We start from the raw sequence: 22,021 nt of genomic DNA, 5'->3' as shown, positions 1-22,021 counted from the left end.
CACTCAATTCACTATTCCTGATATTGACTGATTCTCAAAATGATTATTTATATTCTCAGGATCAAAGTAAATATCAATTTTTTCCTGGGATAAGGCTATTACGGTGGGTTCACTTGTAACCGGTCCGTCCCTCATGGTTATAGTAGAGGTACCATTAAGGTGAATCGTTTGATTTTCAACAACGGGTGATCCTATTAATTTAAAATTATTTATCTCATGTTCGTGTCCTGCGCTTCCGTTTGGTTTGGCCATTTCAATAATGGCAGTCAAGCTGGGAGATGATGAATTTATTCCACTCATAGACCAGTTACCAGAGTTTATCCAGGTTGTGTTTCCTGAAGAATCGGTCTGAGTATGATTGAATACACCGACTTTAGTATCCCCTATCTGTCCATATGCAACAGAAGCATTACTGGTCGAAATAACCATTCCAACTACTAAAAAAATAGTTAAACTAAAAGAAAGGATAAATCTTCTTTCAAGTCTTGTTAGGGTAAAATTCTGATCAAGATCCATTTTTTGTATTAGTACATACTAATATAAATTCCTTACCTATTCGTTAGTTCACATAGATACCAGACATTGGTATTTTTTATTACCAAATTTAGATTTATTAATAATAATCATGGCATGAACAAAAATTTTCTGTCAGATATATTAGCAGATGATATATATACAGTTGCGAAAAGCTTTTCCTCAGTAACAAGTCGGGACTTCTTACGCCATACCCATTTCCAAATGTACGTGTAACAAAAAAATGGAATCAAATTAATGAGACTCAATTAGTGAAATTTAGTAACAAGAAATAGAATTTAGGCATTTATCACGCTAGTCATAATGAGATGAAATTGTCTTTCCCTTAATCAATTTCTGTACGAAGACTTGGACAAATAGACAAAAAAGTCCATGAAATAAGTATTTAAGCGGATTAATCGATATATAGAATATGGAATTGAGGATAGAATTGTCCATGAATGAAATAGAATATATGTTTGGGAAAATTTCTGCATCAACTCTTGTAAAATTATTTCCGTATCTAGGCAGTGGGTTGAATTAATGTTGGAAATGACAAAGTTATTGTTACCACAATATGAATCTAAGGACTATGGTAACATCCAAAACTATGTGGAGCTTCTTCACGCTGGCAACAATTTTCAAAATAAGACAACTAAATTAAAAATATATTATAATGACTTTTCATTAAATTCAAAACAGAAAACTGATCCTCATGTAAATAACGAGGAGCTTACAACGTCTATCAATGATATTCGTAATAACGATAAGAAAATTCTATCATTGCTACAAAAAGAAATGTTGGCAACATATTCATTTAAAGCTCTTGAGAGAAAACTTGATATTCACCAACAAAGTCTATCAAGGGCTTTAAAAAGACTTTTGGATTTGGACCTAATTGAGAAAACATCATCGGGGTACAAGTTGGTTGAAAGAAATATGTATAACTTCAATCCAATATTGGAAGATAATCTTTTAAATGAAGAGATAGAAATAGATAAATCAAAAAAACATAGAAAATATAAGCAATTAATCCAGATCTATATGCCCGTAAAGAGTAACATCGAACCCATAGTGGATAATTTAGCCGGGAAATGGTTTGGCAATTTAAGATGGTTCGGCCTGATAAAAAAAGAAACAGGTTTTAGACTTCAGTGGATAGCAGTAGACAAACACAGTAGCAATAAAATATTCCAGATTAATGTTAGTATTTTATCAGAATATATTATTGTAGAGACTGATGCCGTTTCTGATGGTGAGAAGGTAGAAGCTATGCATTACTCAAACAGGATAATTGAGGAAATAATAAAAATTCTGCAAGAGAATTTACTTGAAGAACTTAAACCAGAAAAAGAATATACCCCCATTTACGCTAATGACATAAAAGTTTCGCATGATAGGAATAATTGAAGAAATAGAAAACTCAGTCTGTTATGACTTTCACCTAAAACGGGAATTAAGAATATTGTAAGATACAAAAATTCAAACAATCAATATATTTTCTCGCACATTATAGACCTCTTGTAAATTAATAGGAAATCAAAAAAATGTACTTAGGAATCATCGCTTCATGAAATGGATTGTTTGATACCAAGGCATCATTATCACGTTATGTTATAGTTTCTGCCTTAATTTTGTAAATCCTTTTGAAGTAACTATCCCCGACTCAACCACAGGTTTTTCTCCGATTGCTTTTTCTATAGCTTCATTTGACAATTTCAATGCTTGTTCAATATTCATATTTGTGTCATATCCTTTTTGAATCACGTCTAGTGCCCCATCGGAAGCATGACCTATTGCAAACCCACCTCCTTTCAAATAAGTTCCACTAGGATCAACTCGGTACAAATGTATTCCACTTTCATCTACTCCAGTAATGATGATTGAAGCTGCTTGCGGTCTTACAGCATAAATTGTGTAATTGTGTAAATACGTACTTAGATGTTTTGTGATAGATCTTATGTCGATAGAGCTGTCATATGAAATGCGATGTTTCTGTCCTTGCAGTCTTATTTCTTCTATTAAATGTTCTATGTCTGCAATATAGCCTGCTCCAGTCGCTCCTATGTGTTTATCAATTACGAATATTTTTTCATTAGGATCTACCAAGGGTAAAGTGGGTTTGATATGGCTTGAAATGAGGGCGAATTCCGAAGTTTTTAACCCAATTGTTGTTGAACCCTTATTTACTGCCTCTAGAGCATTATCTACTAATACCAGGCGACCACCTTGTCCATAATAGTATGGATATCTATTGTTATTTCCAAAACTATAAGGAGAACCTACAGAATTATTATCTTCAGACATTTGTTATTATCCTCCTACCCCTTATAATACAACACGTTCGGCTGCTACCAATTTTGGTATGACTAAAACATCTATTCCATTGCCAGAGCCTGGGTCCCGTTCCATTGCCGCTGCAACAGCCTTTTTAGCAATTTCCTTTGCTTCGTCGTTTGTGATATCAAAATGGTAAAGGCTTTCAAGCACTCCATAAGCTATAGGAGCTCCCGAACCTGATGCAGCATAATCTTCATTTGTAATCGCACCACTCATATCTGCAACATTTACATGTGAACCGCTGGTATCTACACCTGCTACTAGTAACTCGACGTAATAAGGTTGATAATTCTTTAGCCCCGAGTAGGCGAGATTTGCGATCAGTCTTGAAGATTCTTTTACACTCAGTGGGAATCCCCTCCGTAGTTCTATCAATTTTCTCTCAGCTGCAGTAACCTTGATTAAATGCTCTGCATCGGACAGCTGTCCTGCAATAGCAATTGCAAGGGTATCATCTATTTTGGAAATTTTTTGTACTATCTTGGATCCTATAAAGAAGCCTTTACTAGCGCGTTTATCGGATGCAAGTACTACTCCCTCAGTTGTTTTGATTCCTATTATAGTAGTCATTTTGTTATAGTAATATAGAGCATAGTCGAATTTATTGACCAAGTTCGGTTCAAGTTAGTCACGGTTGACTTTATTTGTTAGCAAGACATGCCGAAAAAATTATAACATTGAATTTGTTGTATACCTCACAGGAGATTTCTAAAAGGGTATCATTAGAGCTCATCGATAATATTTTAAGCCATTAACCATGATTCAGTAATTTATACACCATATTCACCTATCAAGTTAACAAATATCTCTTGATTATGGATTACGGAACACAAGGTGGTTAAAATTATTAAATAAATATTAAAATCCAGTAACGGCATCTAATGATAACCATTAAATGACAAATAATTCACAACAGAAAAAAATTAAGAGCGGATAAGATGGATAGAATATTTAACACATTCTACCTGGTTTGCAATTACTGGGATCAAAGATATGATGTTTCTCGGTCCAGCTCTCATGATGACTGTGATGATCTGCATGATGAGGATGAGTATGGGTCACGGTATGGGTATGACCATTGTGAGTAAAGAAGTGAGTGTGTGTATCTAAATATTGACCATCGTTGTCCGTTGTAATTTTACCTAGAATATCAGAAAGTTCTCCTATTATTGCAGTTAGTTGAGCGGTTGCGACTGTTGAATTATTACTTGATACAGTATTTTGTGCTTGGGTTAAATTTGCGATCAATTCAGCAAGAACCTGGCTATTTTCTTGATTATTTGATTGAGCAGAAACTTCATTGTTTGATGTCCAACCTCCACTAGTTATGCCAAATGTTACAAAAAGCACAGATATGATTGCTGATTTCAGGAAGATAATGTTCTTCATTTCAATTTAAATACTATATGGGTTGTATTTAAAGAAAAGTACGATTATTGTATCAAATACATACATGTACACAAATAATTCAAATGATCTAAAACTTTTGTATAAAACGTTAATTTGTAGAATTCTAGAGTCAATGATTTACAAAAGTAGACTACGATATTTTTGTACATCGGTACTGATTTATAGCATGTTTTAAAAATGGTGGAATGTTATAAATATTGTTATTTAGTATCTTTTAATGAACAATATTCTTACAGTCGCAATCATAGCCGTATTGGCTACGTCAGTATTATTGATAGGAGCAAACACGCCAGTATTCGCCCAAGAAAACATGACAATGAATACTTCTTCATCTACACCAGTTGATAACACTACACAGTTGTCAGATACAGGGATGGGAATGGACGCTAATACCATGATGGGCAATAGCACATCAGACAATAGCACAACAACACAATAAATAGCAATCTACTAACATCATCCTTATACAACCAAATTTTATTTTTTTGTATCCAAAAAGCTTCATACACACAAATATCGGATTTGGAAAATTGTTGGCCTCAATTTTATGTTCCATAGTTAATCTCCTCGTTATCGATATATTCTAGGGTCTGAATTCGGAGGGCTATGAAACGATATTAGTAGATTGACGTAAATCCGATAATAAAATGAAACAAAATGTTCAAACATTCAGAGATTGTATTTTTACCAATAGTATTAAGATAAAAATGTTGAAATTGTATTATATGATCTAAAATCTTTAGACTCAATTGTCATGAATCCTTGGGTGGTTTAAATCTGTGAGCCTTTTAAACTTAAATGGACATATACTGATTGGCAATGGATTAACATAGGCGCTTTAGATGTTTGAGTATTTTTAGATGAAACAGGGTGTGTCTCTAGAGACACAAAACTATCTATAATTAACCAAATATATTCTATGGATAGCAAAATATCTTTATAAAGATTTGATGAATTTTTGTACTAAAAATAAAATGTAGTTGAATATCGTCAACTCCGCTTTTTATTTATACGGTATTTTGTTTGAATTTTCAATCCTGCTTGTCTATTTACCGACGCCAGGGGTAGAAAATCCTGGTACTTTTAATAACTCTAAACCCTATAATGAAATTTATGTTCGCCAAACTATCCATGGTGTATGACAGCAAACTCTATAGAGCATAGAAAAATAAGGGATAAATCCATAATAGTAGAATGATGGGTCCCCACTTTTATACGATGTTAATCAGGTAAATTTAATGAACATGACTAAGAAAATAACTGTCACCATAGTAATTGCGATAGTATCATTGTTTGCTGCATCCGGCATAACAAGTAGTTCCGTATTTGCTCAATCTGATGGCGATGACGAAACAGGAAAAAACAATTATGAAGAATTTGTTAATTGTCTGGCTCAATCAGAAGGCGAAAAGGGATTTGTATCTGAAAGCGAAATAAGGGATTGTTTTAGACCAATTTATGATCCAGAGGCAGGTGCTAACACAGCATCTAGTGATAACGCTGACGCCAGTAGCGACAGTAGCGACAGTAGCGACAGTAGCGACAGTAGCGACAGTAGCGACAGTAGCGACAGTAGCGACAGTAGCGACAGTAGCGACAGTAGCGACAACATTGCTCCAAACTCAAATAGCGGTTCAAGTAATTAGTACAACGTTAATGGTGGGCTACGAACACACGCTTATCTATAAGCCACAAACAAGATAAAGAAAATGTTACCTTACCATCCACTTACTATCCGAATGAATGGCAAGGTATTATTTTTATTTACCATACTATAAAAATCAGAAAATTAATTTTTATACACTGATCATAACAGTGGTAAGTTAATGATAAAGAAGGAGTAGCATCATGATCATATCGATTTCATGATGAATCATTTTGTTTTCTTTTGCATTATTGTTATATGTAGAATTCTATTGGACTTGAGCTAAAAAAGAACAACTTTCATTATATGGATGAAGAATAATAGTATAAGATCATTTGTTAATAATATTTAGGATATTACCATCAGGATCTTTGAACCATGCCACTTTCATATCACCATCAAAATGAATATCATCTTTTAATGTTGTATTAGGCAAGTCATAATGTTCAAACTTTACACCTTTAGATCTAAGGTTCTTTACCAAAACATTCAGATCCTCATCCACTACCCAAGTTGCGCTAGTGGCTTTATTAGTTCCAGCAAATTGTGATTGATATACTATGATGGCAGAGGTACCACATCTATAAACCACTACTTCTTCTCCAACAGAGTCTATTTTTTCCAGTTCCAAAATGTTCTCATAAAACTTTCTAGAAATTTCTAAATTCTTAACAGCTATATTTGCTAGCGCATTTTTAGTACTCAACATAATAAATTCCCCATTCTGAATTAGAGATGTCAACATTCCCATAATTATGTAGATTCAAAAAAGAGTCGAATAGTAGTTGTAGTCTTTGATCATGGATCAATTGTTTCATAGCTGAATATGTTCAATATGTTATAAAAATGGGTAGGGGAGTGAAAGTATAGTTAGTTATTTTGGTAAGAGTTGCTTGAGTTATCCGAGGGGATCCATATTTTCAATTTTCTTAATCTTCTTCATCTGACTCTTCGTCCGAGGAATCTTCTGATGTGGATGAAGATGTACCTGGTCCATTCACTATTACTTCACCAACCATGGTGGGATGATATATACAATAGTAATCAAATTCTCCAGGAGTATCAAATGTCAGACTATAAGACTGATTTGGAATTATAGCATCAGAATCAAATAGATTGCCCTCATCCAAGTCACCATCCTGTCCAGAAGTTACCGTATGAGATATGGTATCTCCATTAAACCACGTTACTGTTTGTCCAGATTCAATCTCGATAGGGTTTGGCGAATAGGAATTATCACCATCTATTCCCAAAATCACTGCAGATACGGTTTTGGATGCTAAAGTGCCATTTTGTGGAGGTGAGGTGGGAGGTAAGCTAGGTTGAGGTTTTGATTCAATGCTATCAGATATTGGCAATATTCTATAAATTGATCCCGTGTAGCTTAAAACATACAAGTACCCATCTGGACCTACCTGAATATCGGTTATTCCCCCGAAACCTTGTCCAAAGATCAGGGGCTGGTTTTCTTTAGGCTCATCTACTTCATTATCTTGTAATAATTCTGTATTACCAACATAAGTATCATTTATGAAAATAGCATCTCGTTCTTCGTTCAGTGTAAATCTATACAACAAGCCATTGTTGATATCACCTACAAACATATTATTTGCAAATTGATCTCCAAGCCTATGTGAATTTAAGAATTTAAGGGCTGTCACGCCTATTGTCGTATCCCACACAAACTTTGGATCAGCATATTGACTTTTCCCAAAATATACCAAATCTGCTTCTGTGGTACCATGTTCTAGTAAATCCTTGTCCACATAGCCCTGGATTTGTTCCCAACCACTATTAAAGCCAGGAAAAACCAGATTAATTTCATCTGCCGCTACTGGACCATTTTCAGTATCCCATAAGTTCCCTGTCAATGGATCGAAATCTATGCCAAAACTATTTCGGATACCCATTGCATAGTAGACATTCAAAGGCAGCCCTTCCCCAAATATTGGATCACCGGGATCTACTATACCACCGTCTTGAGTGATTCGAAGTACGCCTCCCAGACCATTCGGGGCCGGCCCATCAATTATATTTTGGGCTTGGGTTCTGTGGCCCCCAACTTCCCCTATTAAATAGTAGACATTATTATCAGGACCAATTCGAATTTTACCACCATTGTGCTCACCCCTACCATTTACTGGAATTGCGGTTAAATCCAATAATAACACTGGATTTATCAATCGACCATCAACAAATTCATAACGATATAATCGATTTCCTAATGGATCAATAAGAGCATCAACATCACTGCCGTCTACACCATTGCCTGATTCAGTATAAGAGAGAAAAACATAAGTTTTTCCGTCTGTTTGTTTTGACACAGCTATACCTAGCAAGCCGCGTTCTATTGCACTTGCTACCGGTACATCAAGTACTGGTTGAGGCAACACAAAACCGTTTGTAACTCGCATCACTTTACCTGTAGTTTTCTCAGTGACTAGAATGTCATTAGGACCAAGAAAAGCCATACTAGTAGGAAATTCCAGACCATCAGCTACTTTTTCAACCGTAAGGGTATCATCATTGACTGTCGGTCCGGTGGGGGATAAAGGGGCTTTTGCATAAGCCCCATAAGAAACCTGAACATATGAAGAAGATATAGTAGAAAGTAAAATCAAAGATATAGCGAAAAAAGAAATCAATAGTTTTGTTCTATGAAACATGGATAAGTCTAATAATATAGAGAAATATCATAAATTAATTAAGGTTTCGTAATAATCTATTAATGTTCAACTATACAGAATTATTTCATTATTAATCACATAAAATAATAATATCATCAACAATCTTGAATTTCTCAAGAATATTTTGCAAGAGCAGTGAATTTAACTGGAATTATCCATTGGAATTAGAATCCTCTAATACATAGCAATGAGTAATGAATATTAGTCCATGTCCCTAGAATGTCGCCTTTCTTAATCTCTGATAACCTTAGACCCCACCACAAAAATTGAATCCTAGTGAAAATCTTGACAAGTATTAAAGAAGAGTCAATAATTAGATTCACTCGTGATTCAAATAATAGATCTCATTCTTATTCGAAACAGTCAATCCAGTATGTGGGCCTCCACCACTTGCATATATCTTATCATCATATGAAGCAACACCCAATCCGTGTCGAGCAGTGGGCATTGGCAATTCTTGGCTCCAAGTATCAGTAGCAGGATCATAACGTTCATTATTATTAAACGTTCCTTGATTTTGTTCACCTCCCAATACATAAATTGACCCATTTACTGATGTGGCCGCAATACCACTCCTTTTTGACGGCATTGGCTCAAGATCAGTAGTCCATAAATCCGAATCAGGATCATATTCCTCATTTACATCTACATTTACTAATGAACCAGTAAGTCTACCCCCGATCACATAAATATTTCCATCAACCACGGCAGATGCAGCATGATGTCTAGATATAGGCATCGAAGATAGTGTCATCCATTCAGTGGTAATCGGGTCATATCCTTCTACAACTACTTGAGAATGATCATAACTATCTCCTCCAATTACATACAATATTCCATTAACGAAATTTGCATTTGGCGAACCTCGTGGTGTAGGCATAGGATTACCCACGGTCCAATTGTTGGTAGCTGGATCATAAATGAATAGGTTGTTACTAGGGATCCAATTCCCCGTATATCCTCCAACCACATAAATCTTGCCCCCATAGGTGTCTGAAGAAGAATGATGAAGAGGCAAAGGTAATGACTTTATGTTTTGAGCCCAAGTATTATCAGTTGAATTATACATTTCTACAATATCTGTAATTTTACCATCAAAAGTAAAACCACCTATCACATAAACTGTGTCATCCAAATTAGCTGCCGTTACCTCAGTTCTCGGATTAGGTAAATCCATACCCTTCATTCAAATAGATTTTCCGGAGAGGGTCGCGGCCGCTAAAGAGGGATTAAAGATAGGAACCAAAAAAACTGCAATAAAAAAGATCGACAACATATAAACAAAACATAGAATAGGTATAAGAAATTGTTTCATATTCATAGTCTGACCATAATAAATATAAGATTAATGGCAATCCTCGAATATGATAACATCATGATTTGTGACAATAAAAGTTGGTAGAAATATGGAAATAAATAAACCAATCAGACAATATTTCTTCACCTACAATGTAAGTTAGGCAATTCGTCTCAATTAGTTAAATCATTTTCGTAATGACTGATACTGAAAAATGATAGGTAGTGATAAATCATTTCCATTGAATTCTGAATTAATTAGCAGAACAAAGACTCAATACTCCCGAGTGCGTCATTTAATCTTTATCACAGAATAGTCAAGTTTTAGACCTACTCTTTGTAATTATCCTGTTCACATAGATAAAGTATGGTATGAAGTAACAGACTACCAAACAAAAGATATAAAAGCTGATCAAGTAAAGAGAACTAAATTGGGTTGCAATAATTAGATTAGAATTCTCACCCCTATTTGGATTAAGATTGATTTGATTTCCTAAAGAAAATCCAAATCATTTTGAAGGATGAATTATAATAGTTAAAGTTAAATACTTGAACCTAAGGGAAGCATGGAATTAATTTCCAGAATATATCATATTATTAAATAATTATGTATATACGCCTTAAGATAAATGAGGTTAGATTTTCCACCTAAATATACTGAAACCATAGGTGCTGTAAAGATCCACTCACTTCAAAAAATATATGAAATAGATTCCGGGTGTAATTTTGGTACCACTTCGCAGGCATATAACAGTTTGACCACGGCATTTGACAATGACACATTATCACAAATATTTCAAGCCATGGCAGTTGTGATTCCAGTTAAGGATGAAAAATTGAGTCTTTTGGAAGGGGTTTTAAGCGGTATCCCTAACGAATGTTTAATAATCATAGTATCAAACAGCCAAAGACATCCCGTTGATAGGTACGCTATGGAAGTGGAAATGGTTAAACAGTATTCTCTGTTTTCAAACAAAAGGATTATCACAATACATCAAACGGATCCTAACCTTGGTAGAATATTCCACAAGATTAATTACCCTTCAATTTTGGATCACAATAACCAAGTTCGTCAAGGCAAAGCAGAAGGAATGATAATTGGGATTTTGCTATCCAAATTGCATAAGAAAGAGTATGTGGGGTTTGTAGATAGTGACAATTATTTTCCCGGAGCAGTAAATGAGTATATCAAGATCTTTGCATCGGGTTTTGCTATGTCAAATTCTCCTCTGTGTAATGTAAGAATATGTTGGCACTCTAAACCAAAAATAGCAAACAACAAAGTATATTTTCCAAAATGGGGAAGAATATCTGAATATAGTAATAAATACCTAAATGACTTGATCTCATACATTACCGGATATGAGAGAGATATTATTACAACGGGTAATGCTGGAGAACACTCACTTTCTATGTCGCTTGCAGAAAACCTAGATTTCTCTAGTGGATATTCCGTAGAACCATATGAACTAATCAATATCTTAGAAAAATATGGAGGTATTATTTCCAATAAATCAGTGGACATCAGACAACATGGTGTGGAAATATTTCAAGTTGAAACAAGAAATCCCCACTTCCATGAAAATAAAGGAAATGAACATATTCAAGGAATGCTTCAAGAATCCCTGAATGTAATTAATAATAGTAAAATCTGCAATACTGAAATTACTACAGATATAAAAAATCATTTACTCATGTTACAGCAAAAAGATAGTCTTAGTAATATCAAATCAAATGATAAAATTATTTTGATGGATCCGATTAAGACTATTGAGATAGATAAATTTCATGAACTTGTAGTTGATAGTCCAAGGCTATTAAAGCAATTCAACATTGATGAAAAATAGTATCATTTGATTATCGCCACTAACATCAAGGAGGACCCAGAAGGGTATCTTTATGTTCTTTCTCATCTCTATGGTAATCTCTATAGAATAGTTCCTAATTAAGACTAAGATCTAATTATTTTTGTTGATTCATGAGTTTTGAAATCAGACTAATCTACTTTTTGTATTTTCTTTAATAAATCTTAGAAATCATCAATCAAGAACAACAATTTAACAAATTAGTCAAGATTTCAGCAAGTATCAAAAGCCAATCAATCACAAAGAGGATATCATAAAAAGGTGACTCAAAACCACATATTGTAATTTATGCAAATTTGCAGCCTTGTAAATAATAAATTAGATTCATGCAAATTGGTGATAAAATTACAGGATCACTAAACAACAATTAGAAAATCCGATCTAAAAATTATGCAGTAGGAAAGATGAAATTGTATAATCAAATTTTAAATGCAAACCAAATCTTGATTCTAACAAACCTATATTATATTAGAAAACAATCGTATGTATTATATAGTATTTTAATAAATTAATGGTGTGAGATGAGGGATTACTAATGACGATGCTTAATCTAAATGATACCATATCAAAAACCACAGAATATAAAAAATTTGTATCTATCATCATACCTACTTTTAATGAATCTAGGAATATTACGGATTTACTTAATCAAATTCAATCAAATATACCTGCAGGAACGAATGTAGAAATCATAATAGTGGACGATAACTCCCCTGATGGAACTGGTCTGATAGTGGAAAAATATATCAAGGAAAAAATGGGCACTTTATATAGAGATCAGGTAAACCCAAGCACCTCAATAAAGATAATTCATAGAAAAGAAAAAACTGGCTTGATTTCGGCTCTTGTGAACGGAATCAGTACAAGCGAGGGCCAAAACGTCCTAATCATGGACGCTGATTTTTCACATCCTCCCGAGGTAATAAACAGAATGATATCAGAGTTAAAGAAAGAACCCAACTGCATTATTATCGGTTCTAGATATATTACAGGCGGAGCTATCAATGGGATGCCTCTTAAAAGATTATTGCTTAGTATAGGAGCAAATTTTATTGCCAGACATGGATTATGTTTAAAAAATGTTTATGACCCGATGTCAGGGTTTTTTGCTTTTCCAAAACATACACTTCATGGCATGGAATTTAATACAGATGGATTTAAAATATTGTTAGAAATTTTAATAAAGAAAAAAAATACCGTCAAGGTGAAAGAAATACCCTACACTTTTAAGGATCGAAAATACGGACAGAGTAAACTCAACTTTCCAATAATTTTGGAGTATATTAAGGCAGTTTGGAAACTCTATCGTTATGGAAGAAAATCTAAGAAACAAAACACTCAATTAGAAAAGAGAAAATCGGTTCGATTCATTTCAAAGGCGGCTAGGTTCTACACTGTAGGATTCAGCGGCTTTGTTTTAAATTATTTGATATCAATTCTTTTATCAAATGGTATCTTGGGGAGCTTTGGATATTTGCAAGCCACTGCAGTCGGGATAGCTGTATCAGTAACCACAAATTTCTTGCTAAATAAATTCTGGACTTTCGAAGACAAAAATGTCAATTTGACACGATTCTTAAGGCAATACGGAATGTTCATTGGATGTAGTTCATTGGGCATCCTAATACAGTTCTTGTCAATATATATGCTCAGAGAATCAGGAGTTCCATATGATATTTCACTCTTAGTAGGAGTCACAATAGCATCAGTTAGTAATTTCTTATTTAATAAAAAATGGACTTTCAAGGAAAATATATGGGGATAACAAAATTGCGTAACTGAATCCTTTTTAATTTCATATATACAATCAAACTGAGTTGATATCTATATAATCTTATTTCAATTGGTATTCAATTACGATGTAATCTGTTAGTGAAGAGTTTGACACGAAATCTATATCAGAGAATGTAATATATTATTCACATAAAAGCAAAGATACTGAAATAAAACAGTGAAGAATCAAAAATCGTCCTTCCGTGATAGGTTAACCTAAAGGTATCTAGTTCAAAGTTTCTGCCATGTAACCATTAATAACTATATTAATTAATAAGCAAATATGAGAGGTATAGATAATTAATGAATTCTATGTCTTCATCATTATCAAGTGGTAGTGAAACTGCAACTACAACTCCGATTACGACAAAAATTATTACTATTGCAGACTTGAATAACTTAAAAAAAGATCGAACAATCCTTATTGCTGGATTCCCAGGACCTGGGCTAGTCGGCTCAATTAGTACAAGCTATATAATTGACAAATTAGAAATGTATCAGATTGCATTTGTAGAATCTCATTACATATCTCCCGGAGTAATATTTATTGATGGTAAGTTAAGACATCCATTTAGGTTATACGCAAACAAGGAAGGAAATGTTTGTGTTTTGGTATGCGAAGCGCCCATAATGATGGATGGTATACATTTTGTTCTAGATGCTGTAATGGATTGGGCTATGAAAAATTCGATAGAAGAAGTGATGGTTTTAGATGGAATTCCTGTTCAAGGCATACCTGATTCTGATAGAAAAACAGTGATTTTGGCAAGCGAGAATATGGAACAGAGTACAAATAAAGAAATTAAAGTTACAGATGATGAAGTAAAAAAAGATAATGGAAGTGAGACCGAATTTGCCCCGGACGATGGATCTAACCCACAAAGTAATTTCAATAGAAAAGCGATTGAAGATTCAACTAAGAAGTATACTACATTCATAGGAGGTATTGCAGGCGGATTGTTGTCTGCTTGTTTATCTAATCAAATTCCATGCGCTGCAATCCTTATTCCATCTTCGAGCGGAATTCCTGATCCTGAAGGAGCTTCTTTATTGATTGAATCATTTAATAATTTTATTAAAGACAATAAACTAAAGATTGAGACGAGTCAATTGAGAGAACAAGGACAAAAATTGAAGAAACAATTAGAACAAATTATCAAAGCTGAACAAGAGCAGCGTGCTGCAGCTGGAGGAGGAGGAGTAGGAGGATCTGAGGATGGGAACGTTCCAAGTCATCGATTGATGTATGGTTAAATATTGATTCTCTTTCATGGGAATACAAACACATATTTGAACACATTCGCGAAGCATCTCAGAATCGTCTTACCTACCTACCTTTACCAAATTATTCCAGAATGGTGTAATCCGCCAGAGACGAAGGCATAACCTAGAGATGTTGGATGACTAGCATTTTAAATTAAAGACAAATAACGATATTTTCTTGATTGTATGATTATCTAATAAATATAGATATTTAATATAGTATTACCACTAGTCACATACTAAGGAAATATTTTCTATTAAAATAGTAGAAAATTAACAATAATTAGAACAAAACGGACAATTTGACCATCAGAAAATAAAGAATGAAATAATGAAAGACTTTTAGGCTGAGAAATATTACCAAAAGTCCATCACACTGATAATAGAAAAATAAAATGCAATAACTGCGTTTGCTGGATTTACATCTTTATAGGTGCTCTAATATCGTACATAGTACAGCTTTCAGAATCAAATATACTAACTTTAACTGTATTTGATGCCATATTGGAGTTCATTCTAGGTTTCATAATCATAATGGTTTCTGGTGGACAATGATCATGATCATCTAACTGTCGCACCTTTGCAGTATGATTATCCATTAGGATATAGGTTTTAGTAATCTACCATATCAATAACTAGATTATTTTTTTTACAATCAAATGAAGTGTCCCTGCACGTCGATATAATTCGCCAATAATATCAAAAGTATTACCTTTTTTTAATAGCGCCCTAGGACCAAAGTAATCCCGGGGTTCCAAAGAAGCATACCACTTTTCATTAACGATTACAATTGCTTTGCCCATTACAATCTTTTCAACGGATACAGAATATTTACTTCCAGATATAAACTTGATAGATTCGATTAATGCAACTGTATTCTTATTCAGCCATATAGTTCGCTTCATTTTGGTTAGGTTTTCAATCGCCTTTCCAATAATCTCATGATCAATGCCCATTACCTCATTTAGATATGAAACTTCTAGTCCAGTTTTCCCTGCCTTTCCGAGTAGGTCATGTATTTGTCTTTGAACTCGCTCGACTAATTTCTTTCTATCCAGATTCAATGAGACTTCATAAAGATCTTCCAAGTTTCTTTTTGTAAAAGGTATAGATTGTTCTGAATCATGGGAGCTACGATGGCGGTAGGACAGTTTCTTGACAAGGCTTTTAATTTTCTTATTAGAATTTGAAGAAATGGAATCCAAAATGGGATTAATATTTTCGTTGTAATTATCTTCATTTACAGATTCAGAATATTGTTTGGATTTTTCGTACAGGAAAAAGAGTTCAGATTCAAGCATTTTGTCGGGATTCTTGAAAGTTCTCTTGTCATGTTTCTCAAAAATAAAATTCGAATTCTGAAGACTTGATTTCATCCGATTAACTTTTCTTTTAGAGATCTCCAAATATTTTGTATCAATAGAATTTTTAGAAATTAGAATGACTACCTTTCCATTGGAAAATCTACCCGTCCTACCTTTCCTTTGTATAAACCGAATTTCGCTTGGAACAGGTTCATAAAATAGTACAAGATCAACATTTGGGATGTTAAGGCCCTCCTCTGCAACTGACGTAGCAACAAGGACCGGGAATTTTCCCATTTTAAAATCACCAAGAATGGATAATTGTTTATCCTGACTTAGGCCTCTCTGTCCATTTTTATTTGATTGACCGTAGAACCCTCGACAGGGTATACAATTGTAATTTAGAAAGTTTGTGATTTCTTCAAGCGTATCACGGTACTGAGAAAAAATCAAAATCTTTTTTTGATAATTAGTAGGTACTAGTTTGTCTTTGCAGTCTTTGTAATTCAAATTACCCTGTTTAGTAATAAAAGTATCAGTATCCCTAGATGAACTCCAGGATGTTTTTATGTCTTCTTTTAGATCAAGAAACTGACTAACTACTGATAACACTTTGATTAATTTGGGTGGAGGTTCATTATTATGATCCTTTAATTTTTCGATTATCTCGTTTACTCGTGAATCCAAAAATAGTTCTTGATAAGTTTTACTTGCGAAGTTATCTTTAGCGTTGTCTAAGAATTTTTTGAGAGCAAAGCTGCCTTGGGATTCAACCAAATCACGACAGTATAACAAGATCAGAGATAGAGATTGAACCTTTAAAGCACGAAGTAAGAAAAAATTCATATTTTTTGGATCTAGTTTCGATTTTATATAGTCTCCAAGTGACAAGAGATCCTTTCTATATACACTTTCAACCTTCCTCTTTCTTATGAATTGGTTATTGATTAGCCATAAGATTTTATCATTGATTAAGGAATTCAACAGGGCTGATAGATCCTTCTGATAATCATTCATTTCGATGGAGTAATGCTCTATGTTAGTATCAAAGATATATGGTAACACATCATCATCTCGTTCAGATTTGGCAATGATTTGCTCTATAAATAGATTTGAACAAATCTCTTTGATTTTTTCTTCTTTTGCTCCGGGGCTAGCAGATAATCCTAGGATTAGTGGATGCTTACCATGATCAGAATTGTTGTAAAAGTGTCTAGAAATGGATGTATAACTATAGTCCTTGACAGCTCTTTGGGCTTCATCAAATATAATTAAGTAAAATTCATCTTTATTAAGTGTACCATCTCGGATATCATTCTTTACCAACTCGGGTGTAGCAAAGTACACCCTAAACGAAGAGGATTTCCAAATAGTTTTTCTAATTTCTGGTCCTATCTTACCTGTTAAGGCAATGCATTGGTCTAAGAGAAAAGTATTCTTTTTGAACAATTGAAAATGTTGAAAAACCAAAGGACGCGTAGGAGCAAGAACTAGAACTTTTGATTTTTTCCAGTTGAGTAAAATGTCAAGACTAACTAATAAGGCAACAATTGTTTTTCCTAATGACGTAGGGATCACAACTAATGAATTATTATATAAAGCCCTATTTACAATATCCTCCTGGTATTGTCGATATTTAATCATTTCATCCCTTAATAGAGGATGAACAAAATAGCTATTGACCAAAGTTAAATTTTAAAATATCAGAGAAGGCTACTAATGGTGGTATAGGATCGAAGTTATCAATATTCAGATCTCAAATACCTCATTTGATTCACTCTTTACCATGGTTTTCCTTTCAGGGTTAACACTGTCAATAGATTGTGCTAATTGTAAAACCTTAGAATTACTAATTAATTCCAATATGGAATTTAGCTCTTCTAGGGATTTGATTACAATCCCTCTTTTTTTACTTGGAGTGCCATTTGAATTGAGTGGATTAATTTCTATTGCTATCGTTGCTGGTCTGCCACGATATTCAGGAAGTTTAAACAAAAAAACGCCGGCTATGTTGGTAGGTTTTCTTTCCCAATCTTTACCTTCTTTTAGAAATTGTGATAATCTTTCGTCACCTGACATTTATGCAATCAATAATTATTTCATTCACTATCCTTTTAATTTTATCTATTCACTTATCAATTAGAATAATATACCAAAAGTTTTTAATATATAGCACGAAGGGACGGAGCAGAATGAACTGTCCTAGTAATTCAAATGTTAGAAAAAGACTTTGAAATAGGCATTAGACCAACGACATTAACACGTAGGATCTAGCCCCATTGGGAATTGAAAATAGATTTAAATAAAAAAACCTCTTGATATATCACATATAAAAAAAATGCTGTCACTGAGCTAAGATATGATAAGGGCACCATTCTATTAGACGGTGATTTTCACACCCCATATTCAGTATTTGACCCTAGAATTAACAGATATCGGGCCCTAGGTATCTACTATCCGGAAATAATTCACTATTTCAGAAGAAATAAAATTGATTATATAGATAAAGTACGAGACTACATCATTCCACTCAATAGGAACCAATTCAAAATAACCAATGAATTAAGGGACTATCAAAAAGAAGCTTGGAATAAATGGATAACACACAATATGAAAGGATGTATAATTCTACCAACGGGTGCAGGCAAAACAATAATTGCTTTACATGCAATATTGAAAACAAATACCTCAACGCTTGTAATAGTTCCAACATTAAACTTGATGGAACAGTGGTTTGAAGCCATGGAAAATATCCTAAAGATGAAGAACCAGATAGGCAAGCTTGGAGGTGGCAATGAAGACATAAAAAGCATTACAATTACAACATATGATTCAGCTTACCTCAAATCGGCATATCTAGGAAACAAATTTGAATTCTTAATATTTGATGAAGTACATCACCTGGCTTCTGATAAATATTCATTGATAGGAGAACAGTTTATTTCTCCTTACCGATTGGGTCTAACAGCAACAATAGAGCGTGAAGATGGCAAACATGTGAATATTTACAAATTAGTAGGAAGGATAGTGTTTAGTAAAGATTTTTACGAACTATCTCAAGATAATCATCTATCCAAATTTAGATTAAAAAAAATTAAGGTAGAGATGTTGCCAGACGAAATTTTACAATATAAACGAAGAATTTTTCAATATAACCAATTGTTAAAGGAAGCAAAGATCTTCTATCCCATTAGACTAGAAAGATTAATCATCCTATCTGGAAATAATAGCAATCTTAGAAAGGCTTTACTTTTGAGAAATGAAGCTGTAGATATAGCTCTAAATAGCTATGCAAAAATTGTAGAATTAGAAAAGATATTAAAACACCATACCACAGAGAAAACAATAATCTTTACGGTTCATACTAAACTGGCTTATATTATTTCAGACAGATTTTTGATTCCTGTCATAACACATAAAACAAAGAATGAAGAAAGGAATGAAATCTTAGAAAAATTCAAGAAAGGATTGTACAGAATTATTGTCACCACCAAGGTTTTGGACGAGGGAACAGATGTACCTGATGCCAACATGGGCATAATACTAAGTGGTACTGGAAGCAAAAGAGAATTTGTTCAAAGACTAGGAAGATTACTCAGACCTAAAAAGGATGCTGAAAACATGGCTAATCTTATTGAAATAATTTCATCCGACACAAGCGAAATCTTCACTAGTAACAGAAGAAATAAAGGGATAAACAATAAAAAACAATTAATAGATAAATAAAATCAGTGAGAACTAAATGAGAAGAGATCTAATAGTCCGAGTCTGACAATCAGAGAATGGTCAGTGAATAAGAAATGATATCTTCAGATTTACTAAGATGTAAATTGGATAATAAAAGTTATAAAATATATCCCATTTTATGTTCTCTGGAACAGAACTCTAAAGACATCGAGATAGCTAAACAAGTCATACAAGTTTTTGAATATTCCTATCAAAATAGCGTTATAAAAGAAAAGTTGAATCAGTCTCTTAAGAGTCTGGAGCAATCTTATAAAGACTATAAGCTCATTAGAGGATTAGCCGCAGTTTTAGAAAAAAGATGCATGTTTAGATCCATATCACTAGTTAACTCAAAAGATCCTCATCATAACGATTCAAAACAGCCAATCGAAATTTTCAAAAATTTCTCTGCAATGGATATTAGAAGAAGCGTTTTTGATGAATCAGCCAGCCAGAATATCGCCGTTAGTGAGCAAACAAGGAAAACAATTCTTGAGAAAATATCTAGTAAACTAGGAATATCCAATGAGATGTTGTCAAAAGTAATGTGGTCTGATCTTGATGAAAACATGATAATATATACATATGAACCGATCAGTGTCAATAAGTTACTCCTTTTTTATAATGTATCTTTGATTCAGACCCTACTTTTTAGCTGCCTAAAAATTAGAATAGATTTGGGGTCGAACTTAAATCTAGGAACTCGGTGGAAAGAAGTACTCAGAGAAGTAAAAAGGCTCGGTCTAATGTACTGGTTAGAGGTGGTAGAGGTAACTACCCAGGATTCTAAAGAAAATACGTTAATTTGTTCAATTGAAGGTGCTTTAAATGTAATAAAATTGACTGATAGATATGGTACCGCGATATCAAAAATAATACCCAATATTATGAAATCAGAAAGATGGCACCTACAGGCAGACATTCTCAAGGTAACAAATAGCGGAAAGAAACTAATTTACGAATTTGAAATATCTGAAAAGTCCTATCCAAACTCACTTCCTTCAGATAAAATGATTAAAATGCACTTAAATTCCTTTTATCAGAACAATGAATCAAAGAAAGATCCTTTTCTAAAGAACAAGAAATCCCATAGTGAATATGATTCAAAAGATAGAAAGGATTTAAACATCCAAGAAATCAATATCGAGAACCTGATAGATAATTCTAATGTGCCGATTCTTTTTGACAGCAAAATAGAAAAGATATTCTTTCAAAAATTTGAACTATTTAAAACAGGATGGACAATCGAGCGAGAACCGGAACCTATTATAACAAAACAAAAAACTGCTTTTATACCAGATTTTGTCTTGTCAAAATTTGACAACAGTGTATTTGTTGAGATTATTGGTTTCTGGACAAAAGAATATCTCGATAGGAAAATAACTAAAATATTTGAAATATTACAGAAAAAGACTTATGATGAAAAATTTTTCATGATCCTTGTAATCAATCTTGAAAATTTGATGTCGTATGAATTAAATGAAGAAGATAAGATAGCCCATATTAAAAATAATAGGAATGTGTTGATAACCTCTTATAAGAACGATAAGATTTCATTCAGAGAGATACTAAAATATATTAAAGATATTGAAAACATTTACATAAGTCGTAGTGTTCTCAATACACAGAATCAGAATAAGATCATTCAAAATATGATAGGACTCGTAGAAGAATTTATAAAATCTGAAATAAATTTTTTGTATTTAGGTAACCTGGATGAAATGTTGAAGAGACATTGCACCAATGGTGACGCATTCTTGAAGGTGAGCCTCAAGGAGTTGATGGATAAGAATAATGATTTCAAATTCATATTTGAAAGTGAGTTATCCAAAAAACGACTAGTAATGATTGATGATTATATCCTCAAGGCGCAGTTTATTGAAAAGATTTGGAAAGATATAAAAAATATCATTAATTTGGGCGAAGCATGTAATATTTTAGATTCCAAAAAAATACCCGAAAAGATACATCTTAATTTACTCACGTCGCTTGGATTCCATATTGAGTGGAATGGTCTGGACTACTCGAAAGCCAAAATGACATGGAAAAACAGGGATTTACCCGTATAGCAAATTATTTTTTGAGCAATACAAATATGTTTTTAGGTGAATCGCAAAATAGCCCTCAGAAGAGATCATGTTTCTCAATTGGCTTGAGGCATTTTATGCAAAAAACTAATAGATGTGATAACATATATTC

General features: G+C 33.4%; 18 protein-coding genes. 9 read left to right on the top strand and 9 right to left on the bottom strand.

What is annotated here, in order from left to right:
• Nucleotides 1–3: 3 nt before the first annotated feature.
• Nucleotides 4–516 (bottom strand): hypothetical protein, encoded by a 513-nt coding sequence (locus NMY3_RS04410; RefSeq protein WP_196817714.1) that lies wholly within the window; start codon nucleotides 514–516, stop codon nucleotides 4–6.
• A gap of 540 nt (nucleotides 517–1,056) precedes the next feature.
• Here NMY3_RS04410 and NMY3_RS04405 point away from each other — a divergent pair.
• Entirely contained in the window at nucleotides 1,057–1,923 is an 867-nt protein-coding gene (locus tag NMY3_RS04405) for a MarR family transcriptional regulator (RefSeq protein ID WP_196817713.1), read from the top strand.
• 204 nt (nucleotides 1,924–2,127) lie between these two features.
• Here the strand turns inward: NMY3_RS04405 and NMY3_RS04400 are convergent, their stop codons facing one another.
• The 3 genes from NMY3_RS04400 to NMY3_RS04390 all read right to left on the bottom strand — a co-directional run bounded on the left by NMY3_RS04400 (nucleotide 2,128) and on the right by NMY3_RS04390 (nucleotide 4,242).
• Nucleotides 2,128–2,820, bottom strand: a complete 693-nt coding sequence (locus tag NMY3_RS04400; protein ID WP_196817712.1) for a hypothetical protein — start codon at nucleotides 2,818–2,820, stop codon at nucleotides 2,128–2,130.
• A gap of 21 nt (nucleotides 2,821–2,841) precedes the next feature.
• The gene (locus NMY3_RS04395) at nucleotides 2,842–3,465 is read right to left on the bottom strand and encodes a hypothetical protein (protein WP_196817711.1); all 624 of its coding nucleotides are present in this window, start codon (nucleotides 3,463–3,465) and stop codon (nucleotides 2,842–2,844) included.
• Between the two features lie 339 nt (nucleotides 3,466–3,804).
• The gene (locus NMY3_RS04390) at nucleotides 3,805–4,242 is read right to left on the bottom strand and encodes a hypothetical protein (protein WP_196817710.1); all 438 of its coding nucleotides are present in this window, start codon (nucleotides 4,240–4,242) and stop codon (nucleotides 3,805–3,807) included.
• Nucleotides 4,243–4,480: 238 nt separating this feature from the next.
• Between NMY3_RS04390 and NMY3_RS04385 the strand changes: the two genes are divergently transcribed.
• Together NMY3_RS04385 and NMY3_RS04380 are read left to right on the top strand one after the other, a co-directional pair.
• Nucleotides 4,481–4,702 carry a hypothetical protein gene (locus NMY3_RS04385; RefSeq protein ID WP_196817709.1) on the top strand — a complete coding sequence of 74 codons (222 nt, stop codon included), beginning with the start codon at nucleotides 4,481–4,483 and terminating at the stop codon, nucleotides 4,700–4,702.
• An 805-nt stretch (nucleotides 4,703–5,507) separates the two neighbouring features.
• Nucleotides 5,508–5,909, top strand: a complete 402-nt coding sequence (locus NMY3_RS04380) for a hypothetical protein (RefSeq protein WP_196817708.1) — start codon at nucleotides 5,508–5,510, stop codon at nucleotides 5,907–5,909.
• Nucleotides 5,910–6,239: 330 nt separating this feature from the next.
• Here the strand turns inward: NMY3_RS04380 and NMY3_RS04375 are convergent, their stop codons facing one another.
• The 3 genes from NMY3_RS04375 to NMY3_RS04365 form a co-directional block, all read right to left on the bottom strand.
• On the bottom strand, nucleotides 6,240–6,617 hold the full coding sequence (locus NMY3_RS04375; RefSeq protein ID WP_425319391.1) for a VOC family protein: 378 nt from the start codon (nucleotides 6,615–6,617) through the stop codon (nucleotides 6,240–6,242).
• A gap of 220 nt (nucleotides 6,618–6,837) precedes the next feature.
• Nucleotides 6,838–8,553, bottom strand: coding sequence for a PQQ-dependent sugar dehydrogenase (locus NMY3_RS04370; RefSeq protein ID WP_196817706.1), 1,716 nt, complete (start codon nucleotides 8,551–8,553; stop codon nucleotides 6,838–6,840).
• A gap of 361 nt (nucleotides 8,554–8,914) precedes the next feature.
• Nucleotides 8,915–9,730, bottom strand: a complete 816-nt coding sequence (locus tag NMY3_RS04365) for a Kelch repeat-containing protein (protein WP_196817705.1) — start codon at nucleotides 9,728–9,730, stop codon at nucleotides 8,915–8,917.
• Between NMY3_RS04365 and NMY3_RS04360 the strand changes: the two genes are divergently transcribed.
• The 4 genes from NMY3_RS04360 (at nucleotide 9,720) to NMY3_RS04345 (ending at nucleotide 14,783) form a co-directional block, all read left to right on the top strand.
• A complete protein-coding gene (locus NMY3_RS04360; protein ID WP_196817704.1) occupies nucleotides 9,720–9,875 on the top strand; it encodes a hypothetical protein in 156 nt (51 codons plus the stop codon). The genes NMY3_RS04365 and NMY3_RS04360 overlap by 11 nt on opposite strands.
• Before the next feature lie 645 nt (nucleotides 9,876–10,520).
• Nucleotides 10,521–11,738 carry a mannosyl-3-phosphoglycerate synthase gene (gene mpgS / locus NMY3_RS04355; protein WP_196817703.1) on the top strand — a complete coding sequence of 406 codons (1,218 nt, stop codon included), beginning with the start codon at nucleotides 10,521–10,523 and terminating at the stop codon, nucleotides 11,736–11,738.
• A 553-nt stretch (nucleotides 11,739–12,291) separates the two neighbouring features.
• Complete coding sequence (locus NMY3_RS04350) at nucleotides 12,292–13,521, top strand: glycosyltransferase (protein ID WP_196817702.1); 1,230 nt, start codon at nucleotides 12,292–12,294, stop codon at nucleotides 13,519–13,521.
• Nucleotides 13,522–13,832: 311 nt separating this feature from the next.
• Nucleotides 13,833–14,783 carry a proteasome assembly chaperone family protein gene (locus tag NMY3_RS04345; RefSeq protein WP_196817701.1) on the top strand — a complete coding sequence of 317 codons (951 nt, stop codon included), beginning with the start codon at nucleotides 13,833–13,835 and terminating at the stop codon, nucleotides 14,781–14,783.
• Between the two features lie 644 nt (nucleotides 14,784–15,427).
• Here the strand turns inward: NMY3_RS04345 and NMY3_RS04340 are convergent.
• Both NMY3_RS04340 and NMY3_RS04335 read right to left on the bottom strand, forming a co-directional pair.
• On the bottom strand, nucleotides 15,428–17,740 hold the full coding sequence (locus NMY3_RS04340) for a helicase-related protein (RefSeq protein WP_196817700.1): 2,313 nt from the start codon (nucleotides 17,738–17,740) through the stop codon (nucleotides 15,428–15,430).
• A gap of 105 nt (nucleotides 17,741–17,845) precedes the next feature.
• A complete protein-coding gene (locus tag NMY3_RS04335) occupies nucleotides 17,846–18,175 on the bottom strand; it encodes a hypothetical protein (RefSeq protein WP_196817699.1) in 330 nt (109 codons plus the stop codon).
• Nucleotides 18,176–18,418: 243 nt separating this feature from the next.
• Here NMY3_RS04335 and NMY3_RS04325 point away from each other — a divergent pair, with 243 nt between their 5' ends.
• Together NMY3_RS04325 and NMY3_RS04320 are read left to right on the top strand one after the other, a co-directional pair.
• Nucleotides 18,419–19,822: a DEAD/DEAH box helicase gene (locus NMY3_RS04325; protein WP_320410462.1), complete on the top strand. Its 1,404-nt coding sequence runs from the start codon at nucleotides 18,419–18,421 to the stop codon at nucleotides 19,820–19,822.
• Nucleotides 19,823–19,896: 74 nt separating this feature from the next.
• Nucleotides 19,897–21,891 (top strand): DUF790 family protein, encoded by a 1,995-nt coding sequence (locus tag NMY3_RS04320; protein WP_257720005.1) that lies wholly within the window; start codon nucleotides 19,897–19,899, stop codon nucleotides 21,889–21,891.
• Nucleotides 21,892–22,021: the final 130 nt, after the last annotated feature.

Origin of the sequence: Candidatus Nitrosocosmicus oleophilus (assembly GCF_000802205.1) — an archaeon.
GTDB lineage: Archaea > Thermoproteota > Nitrososphaeria > Nitrososphaerales > Nitrososphaeraceae > Nitrosocosmicus > Nitrosocosmicus oleophilus.
This window is presented reverse-complemented; position numbering and strand designations above follow the sequence as displayed.